Origin of the sequence: Streptomyces laculatispora (genome assembly GCF_017353455.1) — a bacterium.
Taxonomy (GTDB): Bacteria; Actinomycetota; Actinomycetes; order Streptomycetales; family Streptomycetaceae; genus Streptomyces; species Streptomyces laculatispora.
In genome coordinates, this window is record NZ_JAFMPZ010000108.1 from 1 (window position 1) to 14,475 (window position 14,475).

A 14,475-nucleotide genomic window follows, 5' to 3' on the forward strand; every position below is an offset into this window, starting at 1 on the left:
CGGCGGACCGGGGTGGCCGGGGTGCTGGGCCTGGTGCGACCAGCCGACGGGCCCGTTTCCGGGTCCCTGGGGCGGCGGCAGCGGTGCCCCCACTGCGTGCTGCATCCGGTGGCACTCCGTCTCGTACAGGCAACTGGCGCTGGTGGAACGGCAACCGTACCGTCCCCGGCCGCCGCACAGGGAACGGCCGGGGACGGTACAGAGTGCCCCGTCGGCCACGTCGGCCGTCCGGTGCGACGGTCCGTCAGTCCGTCAGCTCGTCCGCGAGAGCGCGCAGGGCGAGCCGGTAGGAACCGATGCCGAACCCGGCCACCGTCCCGGTGGCGACCGGTGCGACCACGGACTTGTGGCGGAATTCCTCGCGCGCGTACGGGTTCGAGATGTGCACCTCGATGAGCGGGGCGGTGCGCTGGGCCGCCGCGTCCCGCATTCCGTACGAATAGTGCGTGAAGGCGCCCGGGTTGAGAACGACCGGAATTGAACCGTCCGCGGCCTCGTGGAGCCAGCGGATCAGCTCCCCCTCGTCGTTGGTCTCCCGGACGTCGACGTCGAAGCCGAGCTCCTTGCCGACGGTGCGGCAGCTGTCGACGAGCCCGGCGTACGAGGTGGCTCCGTAGACATCGGGCTCGCGGGAGCCCAGCCGGCCGAGGTTCGGGCCGTTGAGCACGAGCACCCTGCGGGTCACGCGGACACCTCCCCGTAGGCGGCGAGCAGAACGGCCGGGTCGGGTCCCTCCAGGACGGTGGGCTTGCCGAGGGCGTCCAGGACGATGAAGCGCAGCAGGTCGCCGCGGGACTTCTTGTCGACCTTCATGTTCTCCAGCAGCTTGGGCCACTGGTCGCCGCGGTAGGTGAGCGGCAGTCCGACGGACTCCAGGACGGCGCGGTGCCGGTCGGCGGTCGCGTCGTCCAGGCGTCCGGCCAGCCGGCCCAGTTCGGCGGCGAAGACCATGCCGACCGAGACGGCCGCGCCGTGCCGCCACTTGTAGCGCTCGTTCTTCTCGATGGCGTGGGCCAGCGTGTGGCCGTAGTTGAGGATCTCGCGCAGCCCGGACTCCTTGAGATCGCTGGAGACGACCTCGGCCTTGACCCGGATGGCGCGCTCGATCAGCTCGGAGGTGTGCGGTCCGGCGGGCGTACGGGCGGCCTGCGGGTCCGCCTCGACGAGGTCGAGGATCACCGGGTCGGAGATGAAGCCGGCCTTGATGATCTCGGCCATGCCGCTGACGTAGTCGTTGACCGGCAGCGAGTCGAGGGCCGCGAGGTCGCAGAGCACTCCGGCCGGCGGGTGGAAGGCGCCGACGAGGTTCTTGCCCTCGGCGGTGTTGATGCCGGTCTTCCCGCCGACGGCCGCGTCCACCATGGCGAGCACGGTGGTGGGTACGGCGATCCAGCGCACGCCGCGCAGCCAGGTCGCCGCGACGAACCCGGCGACGTCCGTGGTCGCGCCGCCGCCCACGCCGACGATGACGTCGGTGCGGGTGAAGCCGGTCTGGCCGAGCGCCTTCCAGCAGTACGCCGCGACCTCGACGGTCTTGGCCTCCTCGGCGTTCGGCAGCTGGATGGCGATGGCCTCGTAGCCCTGGGCGGCGAGGTCCTGGCGGACCGCCTCGCCGGTCTCGGCGAGCGCCTCGGGGTGCAGGATCGCGACGCGCTTGACGCGGTCACCGATGATCGTGGGCAGCTCGCCGAGGAGCTGCCGGCCGATCACCACCTCGTACGGGTCGGTGCCCGCGCTGCCGGCGACCTGGATGCGTGTGGGGCCCTGGTCCGTCATCGTTGCGTTCTCCCGGCCGGACGACGGCGCGTCCGGCAGTTCCAGTGCGTCGAGGACCGCCTGGGCGACCTCTTCCGGTGTGCGCTCGTCGGTGGCGACGACCACGCGGGCCACGTCCGTGTAGAGGTGGCGGCGGGCCTCCATGAGTTCGCGCCACTGCCGGCGCGGATTAACGGCGAGCAGCGGACGCGCGGTGTTCAGCCCGACCCGCTTGACCGCCTCGTCGACGTCCATCGAGAGATAGACGACGGCATGGCCTGCCAGCAGGGCGCGCGTCGTCTCGTCGAGGACGGCGCCGCCGCCGAGCGAGAGCACGCCCGTGTGCTCGGCGACCGCGGCCCGGACGGCCCCGCTCTCCAGCTCGCGGAACCGGTCCTCGCCCTCGTCGTAGAAGATCTCCGCGATCGGCTTTCCGGCCGTGGCGACGACATCCGCGTCGGTGTCCCGGTAGGAGGTGCCGAGCCGTGCGGCGAGCAGCTCACCGACGGTGGACTTGCCGACACCCATCGGGCCGACCAGGACGATCAGCGGGGCGCTCATCGGATCTGCAGGTGGTCGAGGTACGACTGCACATTGCGGTGGGTCTCGGGGACGCTGTCGCCGCCGAACTTCTCCGCGACCGCGTCGGCGAGCACCAGCGCGACCATCGCCTCGGCGACGATACCGGCGGCCGGAACGGCACAGACATCGGAGCGCTGGTGGTGGGCCTTGGCGGGTTCACCGGTCACCACGTCGACGGTGGCCAGGGCGCGCGGCACGGTCGCGATCGGCTTCATCGCGGCGCGGACGCGCAGCAGCTCGCCGGTGGTGAGCCCGCCCTCGGTGCCGCCGGCGCGGCCGGATGCCCGCTTGATGCCGTCCTCGGTCACCAGGATCTCGTCGTGCGCCTGCGAACCCGGCACCCGGGCCAGGTCGAAGCCGTCGCCGACCTCGACGCCCTTGATGGCCTGGATACCCATGAGCGCGGCGGCGAGCCGGGCGTCGAGCCGGCGGTCCCAGTGCACGTGCGAACCGAGGCCGACCGGCACTCCGTACGCCAGCACCTCGACCACACCGCCGAGGGTGTCGCCGTCCTTGTGGGCCTGGTCGATCTCGGCGACCATCCGCTTGCTCGCGGCGGCGTCGAGGCAGCGCACCGGGTCCGCGTCGAGCTTCTCGACGTCGGCGGGGACCGGGTAGAGGCCGTAGGGCGCCTTGGCTGCGGCCAGTTCGACGACGTGGCTGACGATCTCGATGCCGGCCGTCTCCTTGAGGTACGACCGGGCGACGGCCCCGAGGGCGACGCGCGCCGCGGTCTCGCGGGCGCTGGCGCGCTCCAGGATCGGCCGGGCCTCGTCGAAGCCGTACTTCTGCATGCCGGCGAGGTCGGCGTGACCGGGCCGGGGGCGGGTCAGCGGGGCGTTGCGGGCCTGGGCGGCCAGTACGTCGGGGTCGACCGGGTCGGCCGACATGACCTGCTCCCACTTGGGCCACTCGGTGTTGCCCACCATCACGGCGACCGGCGAGCCCATGGTCAGGCCGTGCCGCACTCCGCCGAGGAAGGTGACCTCGTCCTTCTCGAACTTCATCCGAGCGCCGCGGCCGTATCCGAGCCGCCGCCGGGCGAGCGCGTCCGCCACCATCTCCGTGGTGACCGGGACACCGGCGGGAAGACCCTCCAGCGTCGCCACCAGTGCGGGGCCGTGCGACTCCCCCGCGGTCAGCCAGCGCAACCTGCTCAACGGTGCTCCTCATGCTCGCGCCTGAAATCCAACGGCGCGACCGGGTGCGCGGCCCTGGCCCGCCGCCCCCGATCCTCCCACGGCCGGGGGCACCGTCCCGCCGCCGGTCCAGCAGACGGACGGATCAGACCGCCGGGAGTACGGTCAGCGGGCGGCCAGTGCCTGCTCGCCGGCCTGCCGCATGGCCGCCAGCGGCGCGGGCGTACGGCCCGTCATCTGCTCGACCTGGAGCACTGCCTGGTGCACCAGGAGATCGAGACCTCCGACGACTGCACCGCCACGGGCCGCCCAGGCGGCTGCGAGTCCGGTCGGCCACGGCTCGTACAGCACGTCGAAAAGCGTGCCGGGAGCCTTCGGGACCGATGCCGTCAGCGCGTCCGTGGCCCCGGCCGGGGTGGTCGCGATGACCAGCGGGGCCCGCAGCGCCTGCTCGGCCTCCGCCCAGTCGGCGATGCGGACGTCGACGCCGAGCCGTTCGCCCCAGCCGCGCATCTGGTCACCGCGTTCCCGGCTGCGGACGTAGGCCGTGACCGTTCCCGCGCAGATCTCGGAGAGGGCGGCGAGGGCGGAGGAGGCGGTGGCTCCGGCGCCGAGGACGGCCGAGGACTCCGTCTTCTCGACGCCCCGCTCGCGCAGGGCGGCGATCATGCCGGGGATGTCGGTGTTGTCGCCGACCCGCCGGCCGTCCGCGGTGAGGACGACCGTGTTGACGGCCTCGACCGAGGAGGCGGTCTCGCTGATCTCGTCCAGCAGGGGGATGACCGCCCGCTTGAGCGGCATGGTCAGCGAGAGCCCGGCCCAGGAGGAATCCAGCCCCTCGACGAACCCGGGCAGCGCGGCCTCGTCGGTCTCGAAGCGGTCGTAGGACCAGTCGTCGAGGCCGAGTGCGGTGTACGCGGCCCGGTGCAGGACCGGGGAGAGCGAGTGGGCGATGGGCGAGCCGAGGACGGCCGCCCGGTGCGGGCCGGTCACTCTCCCGCCCCTCCCTTCTGGTACTTCGCACGGTTCCGCTCGTGCTCGGCGTTGGTCACCGCGAACAGGGTCTTGTCCTCGGTCACCGACACGAAGTAGTACCAGGGCCCCGGGGTGGGCTTGATGGCCGACTGGAGTGCGGCGTCACCGGGGTTGTTGATCGGGCCGGGCGGCAGACCGTGGATGTAGTACGTGTTGTACGGGTGCTTGAACTCCCGCAGGCTGGAGACCGCGCCCGTGTCGAGCGTGCTCTGCTTCTTCGCGTAGTTGACGGTGGAGTCGAAGTCGAGCAGACCGTTCGTCTCGGTGTTGTTGGGCTTCAGCCGGTTGTAGACGACGCGCGAGACCTTGTCGAAGTCGTGCTTGTACTTGCCCTCGGCCTGGACGAGGCTGGCGACCGTGATCAGCTGCCACGGACTCTGCAGCTTGAGCCTCTTGGCATTGGCCTCCAGGTCGGCCTTGTCGTACTCCTCGTTGGCGCGCGAGACCATCTTCTTCAGGACGGCCTCCGGCTTCATTCCCTTGGTGACCGGGTAGGCCGCCGGGTAGAGGAACCCTTCCAGGGGATCGAGGATGTCCCGGTGGCCGTCGGCCCAGTCGGGCAGTCCGAGGTTGCCCGACTCCTTCTTCGCGACCTCACCCGTCGTGCCCTTCTTCACGCCCAGCTTTCTATCGATCGCGGCGTAGACGGTCCGGTTGGGCGTGCCCTCCGGAATGATCAGCAGGTTCTGGCTCTTCGGGTCGATCATCATCTTCAAGGCCTCGGACGCGGACATCTTCTCGTGCAGGAGATAGACGCCGGCCTGGATCGACTTCCCCTTGGGGTTCTCGTTCTGCGCGGAGACGAAGGCGTCGACACTCTTGACCACACCCTGCTTCTTCAGGATGTTGCCGATGTCGTACCCGTACGAGCCCTTGGGAATCTCGATCTCGACGGACCCCGAGCCGCTGCCCGCGTAGTCCTCCGCCGGACCGAATTTGTCCTGGTAGTACGAGTAGCCCAAGTAGCCCGCTCCGCCGAGGCCGCCGACCAGGACGAGGGAGACGACCAGGCAGGCGCAGCCGCTGCGGCCCTTCTTCTTCTTGCCCTTGCCCCGGCGTTCGTCCCCGCCTCCGCGGCGGGACTCGCGGGGGTCGTCGTCGTAGTCGTCGTCCTTGGCTTCGCCGTCGTCCACGCCCGTGAAGAAGGGGTGGGTCTCCTCCGGCTGGACCTCGGGGTCCCAGTCGGGGTTCTGCGCAGGCTCCTGGTCGGGCGCCTGTTCGGATGCTTGTTCGGGTGCCTGTTCGGGCGCAGCCTGGCGACGGCCGGGGGGCTGGGGAGGCGGGTAGGCCTCAGGGGTGCCGTAGTAGTCGTGAGTCTCGCCGTAGCCGTACGTGGCGGCGGGCTGGCCCTCGTACGGCATCGCGGCCGCCTGCTGGCCGGTGTCCCAGCCGCCGTCGTAAGGAGGCTGCTGGCCGTACGGGTCCTGCTGGGCGCCGTACGGCTGCTGCTGCTGGTACTGCTGCTGGGCGTAAGGGTCCTGCTGATGCTGCTGCGCGTAGGGGTCCTGCGGCTGCTGCTGGTGCTGCTGCGCGTAGGGATCCTGGTGCTGCTGCTGTTGTTGCTGCTGCTGCTGCTGCTGCTGCTGCTGCGCGTAAGGATCCTGCGGCTGGTGCTGCTGAGCGTACGGGTCCTGCGGCTGCTGCTGGGCGGCGTACGGGTCCTGCGGGTAAGGCTGCTGCTGGCCGCCGTACTGGCTCTGGCCGTGGGCAGGCTGCTGGCCTCCCCATCCCTGGTCCCCGTACAAGGGGTCCTCGGGATGCCACGGTTCGGAGCCGGGGCCCCGGCCATACTCAGTCATCGATCCCCTTGAGCCGCGAGACGACGTTCCGTCTCTTTGCTGTGCGATGTTTATTCGAACACCGCCGCATCGCGCGGAACGTTACCGTATCGCGATCAGACAACCACTTCGACGCCCTCTCCCGGAGGATTGCCCGAAGCCCGTTCGGACTCCAGAGCGTTCTGAAGGATCACCACAGCGGCAGCCTGATCGATGACGGATCGGCCTTTTTTGGACTTCACGCCCGAGGCGCGCAGGCCCTGACTTGCCGTCACTGTGGTCATCCTCTCGTCCACCAATCGCACCGGAATGGGTGCAACCGCGCGGGCGAACACATCGGCGAAGGCGCGGACCTTGACCGCGGCCGGCCCTTCTCCACCCCCGAGGGACCGGGGCAGCCCGACGATGACCTCGATCGGCTCGTACTCCGAGACGATCTGGCCGAGCCGCCGGTGGGCGGCCGGGACATCGCGTCCCGGCACGGTCTCCACCGGCGTGGCGAGGATCCCGTCGGGGTCGCACGAGGCGACCCCGATCCGGGCGTCCCCGACGTCGATCGCCAGCCGGCGACCGCGGCGCATCGTCATGTCCGGCGTCACGCCGTCTCGGCGACGAGGCGCTCGACAGCGGCGACGGCGTCGCCGATGGCGTCCGTGTTCGTGCCGCCGCCCTGGGCGACGTCCGGCTTGCCGCCGCCTCCGCCGCCGAGCGTCTTGGCGGCGGTGCGGACCAGGTCACCGGCCTTGAGGCCGCGCTCGCGGGCGGCCTCGTTGGTGGCGATGACGGTCAGCGGACGGCCGTTGGCCGTGGTGAACAGGGCCACGACGGCCGGGCGGCCGCCCTGGATGCGCCCGCGCACGTCGAGGACCAGCCTGCGCAGGTCGTCGGCCGAGGTGCCGTCCGGCACCTGACCGGTGACCAGGGCGACGCCCCGTACGTCCTTCGCGGAGTCGACCAGTCCGGCGGCGGCCTGGAGGACCTTCTCCGCGCGGAACTTCTCGATCTCCTTCTCGGCGTCCTTCAGCTTGCCGAGCATTCCGGCGATCTTCTCCGGGAGCTCCTCGGAACGGCCCTTGACCAGCTCCTGGAGCTGGGCGACGACCGTGTGCTCCCTGGCCAGGAAGTTGTACGCGTCGACGCCGACGAGGGCCTCGATGCGGCGCACACCGGAGCCGATGGACGACTCGCCGAGCAGCTTGACCAGGCCGAGCTGGGCGGTGTTGTGGACGTGCGTACCGCCGCACAGCTCCTTGGAGAAGTCCCCGATGGTGACGACCCGGACCCGCTCGCCGTACTTCTCGCCGAACTCGGCGATGGCACCCTGCTTCTTGGCCTCGTCGATGGACATGACCTCGGCCTGGACGTCGAGCTCGCGGGAGAGCACGGTGTTGATCTTCTGCTCGACGTCGGTGAGGACCGTGCCGGGTACGGCGGCGGGCGAACCGAAGTCGAAGCGGAAGCGGCCCGGGGAGTTCTCCGAACCGGCCTGGGCGGCCGTCGGGCCCAGCGCGTCGCGCAGCGCCTGGTGCGTGAGGTGGGTGGCGCTGTGGGCGCGGGCGATGGCGCGACGGCGGGTGTTGTCGATGGAGGCGAGGGCGGCGGCACCGACCGTCACCTCGCCGACCTGGACGACGCCCTTGTGGACGTGAACGCCGGGAACCGGCTTCTGGACGTCGCGGACCTCGATCACCGCACCGGTGTCGAGCCGGATCCGCCCGGTGTCGGCGAGCTGGCCGCCGCCCTCGGCGTAGAACGGGGTGCGGTCCAGGACGACCTCGACCTCGTCGCCCTCGGAGGCGGCGGGCGAGGGCACACCGTCGACGAGGAGGCCGACGATCGTCGACTCGCCCTCGGTCGTGGTGTAGCCGGTGAACTCGGTGGCGCCGGAGTTGTCGGCGACCTCGCGGTAAGCGGACAGGTCGGCGTGACCGGTCTTCTTCGCCCGGGCATCGGCCTTGGCCTTGTCCCGCTGCTCCTGCATGAGGCGGCGGAACCCGTCCTCGTCCACGGACAGGCCCTGTTCGGCGGCCATCTCCAGGGTGAGGTCGATCGGGAAGCCCCAGGTGTCGTGGAGCAGGAACGCCTTGTCGCCGGCGATGACCCGGCCGCCGGCGGCCCTGGTCTCGGTGACGGCGGTCTCAAGGATGTTGGTGCCGCCCTTGAGGGCCTTGAGGAAGGCGGCTTCCTCGGCGAGGGCGACGGTCTCGATGCGCTTGCGGTCGGTGATCAGCTCCGGGTACTGGAGCCCCATCGTCTCGATCACGACGCCGACCAGCTCGTTGACGACGGAACCGGTGGCGCCCATCAGCCGCATCATGCGGATGGCCCGGCGCATGATGCGGCGCAGCACGTAGCCGCGGCCCTCGTTGCCGGGGGTGACGCCGTCACCGACGAGCATGACGGAGGTGCGGATGTGGTCGGCGACCACACGGAGCGAGACGTCCGTGCCCTCGGCGGCGCCGTAGCGGACGCCGGTCAGCTCGGTGGCCTTGTCCATGACGACGCGCAGGGTGTCGGTCTCGTACATGTTCTGCACGCCCTGCAGGATCATCGCGAGGCGTTCGAGGCCGAGGCCGGTGTCGATGTTCTTGGAGGGCAGGTCGCCGAGGATCGGGAAGTCGTCCTTGCCGTCGCCGGCGCCGCGCTCGTACTGCATGAAGACCAGGTTCCAGATCTCCACGTACCGTTCGTCGTTGACGGCCGGGCCGCCCTCGACCCCGAACTCGGGACCGCGGTCGTAGTTGATCTCGGAACAGGGGCCGCAGGGGCCGGGAACGCCCATGGACCAGAAGTTGTCCTTCTTGCCCAGGCGCTGAATGCGCTCGGCCGGCACGCCGATCTTGTCGCGCCAGATCTGCTCGGCCTCGTCGTCGTCCAGATAGACCGTGATCCACAGACGCTCGGAGTCGAGGCCGAAGCCGCCGTCCGCCACGGAGCCGGTGAGCAGCTCCCAGGCGTACTCGATGGCGCCTTCCTTGAAGTAGTCACCGAAGGAGAAGTTCCCGCACATCTGGAAGAAGGTGCCGTGCCGGGTGGTCTTGCCGACCTCTTCGATGTCCGGTGTACGGACGCACTTCTGCACACTGGTGACGCGCGGGGCGGGCGGCTTGACCTCGCCGAGGAAGTACGGCTTGAAGGGCACCATGCCGGCCGGGACCAGCAGCAGAGTCGGGTCGTCCGCGATGAGCGACGCCGAAGGGACGACGGTGTGACCGCGCTCCTCGTAGAAGCTCAGCCAGCGGCGACGAATTTCAGCCGACTCCATCAGTGATCCTCATTCCGGTTGTACGAGTTATAGGGAAGCTTGCGGTATCTGGCGGGCGTCTTGCGCCCGTCGGGCTCGGCCGCCTCCACCGCGAAGTGGCGCTGCACGGGGAGGTCAGGGTCGACCGGGGCTTCGAGGCCCAGCGCCTCGCCCAGTTCGGCCTCGCGTCTGACCATGCCCTCGCGGACGTCCAGGGCGAAGTCCTTGAGCTTGTGACCGGCCACGACCGCCTTGTCGGCGGCCTGCGCCGCAAGGCTCTCGGGGGTCAGCTGCTTGATCTTCCGGTTGACCTTGGCGGTGGCCCAGACTCCGGCGGCTGCACCGGCGGTGAACCAGAACGTACGGCGGAACATTGCTGCGTCAGTCCTTCGATCCGCGGGAATTTCTGCCGTTACGCTTCCTGCCACGCGCGGACGGCACGGTCCGGCCGACGATCACCGATCGCCGGGAACGCGCTTCCGGTTCGGGAGCGGTCCTGCGGCCGATGGCCTGCCGGACCCCGTAGCCGAACGCCGCGACCTTGACCAGCGGGCCGCCGAAGGCCGAGGCGACGGTGGTGGAGAGCGCGGACGCGTTGGAGGTGACCTCCTGGACGTCCGTCGCGATCGCGTCGACCTTGTCGAGCTGGCTCTGCGCGGAACGTACGGTCGCGGAGGCATCGGCGAGCAGCGGGACGGCCTGTTCGGTCACGTCCGCCACGAGTCTGGTGGTCGCCCTGAGCGTCTGGGCGAGCCTCACCAGCACGACGGCGAGGAACGAAACCAGGATCGCCCAGAAGACGGCCACCAGGATCCCGGCCACCTCACCACCGGACACAGTGCACCGCTCTCTCTGGCTTGTCGTCTGTCTCTCTTGTTTCTCTGCTCGTTCGGCGACGGCCTTGGGAGCAGCCTGTTCACCGCCTCCGAGCCTATCGCGCCGGGCTCACGCCCCGTACCGCATTACCGTTGGGCACGGCGGCAGTTCCCGCGACAAGATTGTACGGAGCGCTTTCGGGCCAGTACTCTGCGTGTTTCATGCGACGCTCTCAGCGCCCCTTCCCCTCCTCCGACGATCCGGGTCCGCCGTCCACCGTCCATGGCGGACCCGCGCGCGGCCTTCCGGGAAATCTCCCGGCGGAACTGAACAGGTTCGTGGGACGTGACGACGAGTTGGCCGACCTCGCCGGGCTCCTGGAGGGGTCCCGGCTCGTCACCGTCGTAGGGGTGGGCGGGGTCGGCAAGACCCGGCTGGCCACCAGGGCGGCAGCCCTCCTGGAGAAACGGTACTGCGACGGGGTCTGGCTGGTGGAGCTGTCCGCCGTCCACGATCCGGGGCTGCTGGAGCACGTGCTCGTCGACGCGCTGGGCCTCACCGATCACACCAACAGGCCGCCCCGCACGACACTCCTCGAACACTGCGCCGGACGCCGGCTCCTCCTGGTGATCGACGGATTCGAACATCTCGTGGACTCCTGTGCGGAGTTGGTCCGGGATCTGCTGCGCCGGGCGCCGCGGCTGCGGGTGCTGGCGGCCGGGCGGCTGCCGCTGGAACTCGACGGCGAGGCCACCTACCGGCTCGCGACGATGACCGACAAGGACGCGCTCCGGCTCTTCGCGGAGCGGGCCGTCGCGGTGCAGCCGGAGTTCCGGCTGACCGAGCACAACCGGGGCGCGGCCCGGGAGCTCTGTCGGCGGCTGGACGGGATTCCGCTCGCGCTGGAGCTGGCGGCCGGGCGGCTGCGGGCACTGTCGACCGAGCAGGTGCTGGAGCGGCTGGACGACCGCTTCCGGCTGCTGACCGGCGGCAGTCGCAGCGCACTGGCCCGGCATCAGACGCTCCGCACGGCCATCGGCTGGAGCCATGAACTGTGCGCCCCGGAACAGCGGCTGCTGTGGTCGCGGCTCTCGGTCTTCGCCGGGCAGTTCGATCTGGAGGCGGTCGAGTACATCTGCAGCGGCTCCGATCTGCCGGCCGACTCGGTGCTCGATGTGCTCTCCGGGCTGCTGGCGCAGTCCATCGTGCTGCGGGAGGACTCGCCGTCCGGCACCCGCTACCGGCTGCTGGACACGGTGCGCGAGTACGGCGCCGAGTGGCTGGCGGCCACGGGCGAGACGGAGCGCCTGCGCCGTCTCCACCGCGACTGGTTCCTGGGGCTCGCGACCTGGTGCGAGCTGGACTGGTTCAGCCCGCGGCAGCGCGAGGTGGCGGCCCGGGCGGAGAGCGAACTGCCGAATCTGCGGCGGGCCATGGAGTGTTCGCTGGAGTGCCCGGAGGAGGCGCATCTCGCCCAGTACCTGGCGGGCACGCTCTGGTTCCTGTGGGTCGGCTGCGGGCGGCTCTCGGAGGGGCGGCACTGGCTGGACCATGTGCTGGAGGAGGAGACCCCGTACGACTCCTCGCGGCTGAAGGCGCTGTGGGTGCTCGGCTATGTCGCGGTGCTGCAGGGAGACCCGGTGGGTGCCATCGCGGCACTGACCGAGTGCCGCGAGGAAGCGGATCTGACGGGTGACGCCACGGCCTCGGCGTACGCGTTGCACCGCACCGGATGCCTGGCACTCGTCACGGACGACACGGCGCGCGCCCAGGAACTGCTGCACGAGGCGCTCGGCCGCTACCGGGAGCTCGGGGAGCTGAACAGCAATGTGCTGATGGCTCAGGTCGAACTGGCGATGTCGGTCGGCTTCCGGGGCGAGCTGGACCGCGCGGTCACGATCTGCGAAGAGGTCCGGGAGATCTGCGAGGACCACGGGGAGCGGTGGGCCCTCAGCTACGCGTTGTTCGTGCTGGCCTTCGCCGCGCTGGAGCGGGGCGGGCCGGTCCGGGCGCGGGAGCTTCTCGGGGAGTCGCTGTCCATCAGCCACGCCTTCCACGACCTGCTCGGCACGGTGCTCTCGCTGGAGCTGCTGGCGCTCGTCACTGTGGTCGAGGGCGACGCGGACGAGGCGGCACTGTTGCAGGGGGCCGCCGAACAGATCTGGCCGTCGGTGGGACTGCCGCTGTTCGGTTCGGCGCACTACGGAGCACCGCGGGCCCGGTGCGAGGAACTGGCCCGCCATGAGCTGGGCGAGGAGCGGTACGCGTCACAGCGGCGCGCCGGCGCAGCGCTGGGCGCCGACGCGGTGGTGGCCAGAGCGCTGGCGGGCCGTCCCGGTCAGTGGCAGACCGACGCGGATACCGGCGCACCGGAAGCGCCGGGCCCGCAGCCCGCAGCCGGGAGAACGCGAAAGCCCGCCGCCTCCCCGGCTTCGGGAAGGGGCGGACCTGAGCGCTGGTGAAGAGCGGCTACGCCTGGATCAGCGGGCGTAGTACTCGACTACGAGCTGCTCGTCGCAGATCACGGGGATTTCCTTGCGGTTCGGGTCCCGGTCAAGGCGGAAGGCCAGGGCCTTCAGGTTCACCTGCAGGTAGCGCGGGGTCTCACCGTCGGTGTCGTAACCACCCTCGCGGGCAACCTGGAAGGGGTGCTTGTCGCGGCTGCGCTCGCGGACCATCACGATGTTGTCGGGACGGACACGGAAGGACGGCTTGTCGACCTTGTGGCCGTCGACCTCGATGTGACCGTGCACGACCATCTGGCGGGCCTGGTAGATCGTCCTGGCGATGCCCGAACGCAGAACCAGAGCGTCGAGACGGCGCTCGAGCTCGACGACGAGCGCCTCGCCCGTCTTGCCCTCGGCCTTCTTGGCGCGGTCGTAGGCACGCGCCATCTGGCGCTCGCTGATGTCGTACTGGGCGCGCAGACGCTGCTTCTCGAGCAGACGGACCTTGTAGTCCGAGTTCTGCTTGCGGCCGCGACCGTGCTCGCCCGGCGGGTAGGGGCGCGCCTCGAAGTACTTGACGGCCTTCGGCGTCAGCGCAATGCCGAGCGCGCGGCTCTTCTTGACCTTGGGACGCGACTGATTAGGCACGTTCTCCAGACCTCCATTGTAGGTTAGGCTCACCTTACTCAAGGAGATCGCATGTCTCGCCCTGGGAACACCACACACGTCACGGACAGCACTGACAGCGTCGACGCCTCTCAGGGCGTCGATACGACGGAGGACCGATCAGATCGTGGTCAGCCGCGTCCCAGCGGGCTTGAAAACACTCGGATGCCGTCAGCAGCCGAGCGCACACGAACTCTCGTACAGAGTACCTGCTCCGCGGTACTGCTCGTACCCGGGCTCGATTCCGCGGGATCGGACCAGCTGGTGCCGCTGTCGCGCAGTGTGGGTCCGGACGGGGACCTCTTCCTGGAGTTCCCCGCCGACTCCCCGGCCGTACGGGCCGCGACGCACGCCCAGGACGACGAGCTGACGGCCGTGCTGGAGATCACCGACGTCGCCCCGGTCTCCGTACCGCACCGCATCCGCGGCCGGGCCCGGGTCTTCGGCTGGCTCACCTGCGTACCCGGCATGGCGGGCCCCGGCCGGATGCTGCTGCGGCTGGAGACGGGCGAGGCGTACGTCGATGACCTGTGGGGTGCGGAGAGTGTCGAGCCGGAGGAGTTCCGGGACGCGTCCGCCGACCCGCTCGTCTGCCACGAGGCCGAGCTGCTGCAGCATCTGCACGCGGCGCACGGGGAACAGCTGGGGACGCTGTGCGGGCTGCTCGGCGAGCACGCCGAGGCCGGCTGCCCGGCGCACCGGCCTGCCGTCGTGCCGCTCGCACTGGACCGTCTCGGACTGCGGGTGCGTCTGTGCGAGCAGGACGGCAGGTGCTTCGACGCACGCTTCGAGTTCCCCGAGCCGGTGCGCGATGTGACCGAGTTGCGTCACGCCATGCACACGCTCTTCGAAGCGGCCGCGCACTGAGGGCCTCGGGGACCCCGCCCAGGGTCTTTCGTTTGGATCAGGCTGGATCAGGGAGCGGGGTCCGGTGCGTGCAGATGCAAGGCGGAGGAGGGAGTCAATGCGGAGCATTGGCGACCGACGACAACACGGCAGGTGCGCGTGCCGGA

12 protein-coding genes are annotated in these 14,475 nt (G+C 70.3%); 2 read left to right on the plus strand and 10 right to left on the minus strand.

The features are described from left to right. Positions 1–244 precede the first annotated feature (244 nt). The 9 genes from aroQ to J1C73_RS06500 all read right to left on the minus strand — a co-directional run bounded on the left by aroQ (position 245) and on the right by J1C73_RS06500 (position 10,355). Complete coding sequence (gene aroQ / locus J1C73_RS06460; protein ID WP_207315478.1) at positions 245–685, minus strand: type II 3-dehydroquinate dehydratase; 441 nt, start codon at positions 683–685, stop codon at positions 245–247. Beyond that, complete coding sequence (gene aroB / locus J1C73_RS06465) at positions 682–2,316, minus strand: 3-dehydroquinate synthase (protein ID WP_207315479.1); 1,635 nt, start codon at positions 2,314–2,316, stop codon at positions 682–684. Before aroB ends, aroQ begins: the two co-directional genes overlap by 4 nt. Next, positions 2,313–3,497 (minus strand): chorismate synthase, encoded by a 1,185-nt coding sequence (aroC, locus tag J1C73_RS06470; RefSeq protein ID WP_207315480.1) that lies wholly within the window; start codon positions 3,495–3,497, stop codon positions 2,313–2,315. Before aroC ends, aroB begins: the two co-directional genes overlap by 4 nt. Before the next feature lie 144 nt (positions 3,498–3,641). After that, complete coding sequence (locus J1C73_RS06475; protein WP_207315481.1) at positions 3,642–4,469, minus strand: shikimate dehydrogenase; 828 nt, start codon at positions 4,467–4,469, stop codon at positions 3,642–3,644. Then, entirely contained in the window at positions 4,466–6,310 is a 1,845-nt protein-coding gene (gene mltG, locus J1C73_RS06480; protein ID WP_207315482.1) for an endolytic transglycosylase MltG, read from the minus strand. Before mltG ends, J1C73_RS06475 begins: the two co-directional genes overlap by 4 nt. A 95-nt stretch (positions 6,311–6,405) precedes the next feature. Beyond that, the gene (gene ruvX / locus J1C73_RS06485; protein ID WP_372446656.1) at positions 6,406–6,870 is read right to left on the minus strand and encodes a Holliday junction resolvase RuvX; all 465 of its coding nucleotides are present in this window, start codon (positions 6,868–6,870) and stop codon (positions 6,406–6,408) included. Positions 6,871–6,884: 14 nt separating this feature from the next. Beyond that, complete coding sequence (alaS, locus tag J1C73_RS06490; protein ID WP_207315483.1) at positions 6,885–9,554, minus strand: alanine--tRNA ligase; 2,670 nt, start codon at positions 9,552–9,554, stop codon at positions 6,885–6,887. Then, entirely contained in the window at positions 9,554–9,907 is a 354-nt protein-coding gene (locus J1C73_RS06495) for a DUF6167 family protein (protein ID WP_123468380.1), read from the minus strand. Before J1C73_RS06495 ends, alaS begins: the two co-directional genes overlap by 1 nt. Positions 9,908–9,914: 7 nt before the next feature. Further along, complete coding sequence (locus tag J1C73_RS06500) at positions 9,915–10,355, minus strand: DUF948 domain-containing protein (protein ID WP_207315486.1); 441 nt, start codon at positions 10,353–10,355, stop codon at positions 9,915–9,917. 215 nt (positions 10,356–10,570) lie between these two features. On the opposite strand from J1C73_RS06500, the gene J1C73_RS06505 reads away from it, so the two are divergent. Next, the gene (locus J1C73_RS06505; RefSeq protein ID WP_207315484.1) at positions 10,571–12,811 is read left to right on the plus strand and encodes an ATP-binding protein; all 2,241 of its coding nucleotides are present in this window, start codon (positions 10,571–10,573) and stop codon (positions 12,809–12,811) included. A gap of 18 nt (positions 12,812–12,829) precedes the next feature. On the opposite strand, the gene rpsD is transcribed toward J1C73_RS06505, so the two are convergent. Then, positions 12,830–13,444: a 30S ribosomal protein S4 gene (rpsD, locus tag J1C73_RS06510; protein WP_123468384.1), complete on the minus strand. Its 615-nt coding sequence runs from the start codon at positions 13,442–13,444 to the stop codon at positions 12,830–12,832. Positions 13,445–13,627: 183 nt separating this feature from the next. Between rpsD and J1C73_RS06515 the strand changes: the two genes are divergently transcribed. Further along, positions 13,628–14,329 carry a DUF2470 domain-containing protein gene (locus J1C73_RS06515; RefSeq protein WP_207315485.1) on the plus strand — a complete coding sequence of 234 codons (702 nt, stop codon included), beginning with the start codon at positions 13,628–13,630 and terminating at the stop codon, positions 14,327–14,329. Positions 14,330–14,475: the final 146 nt, after the last annotated feature.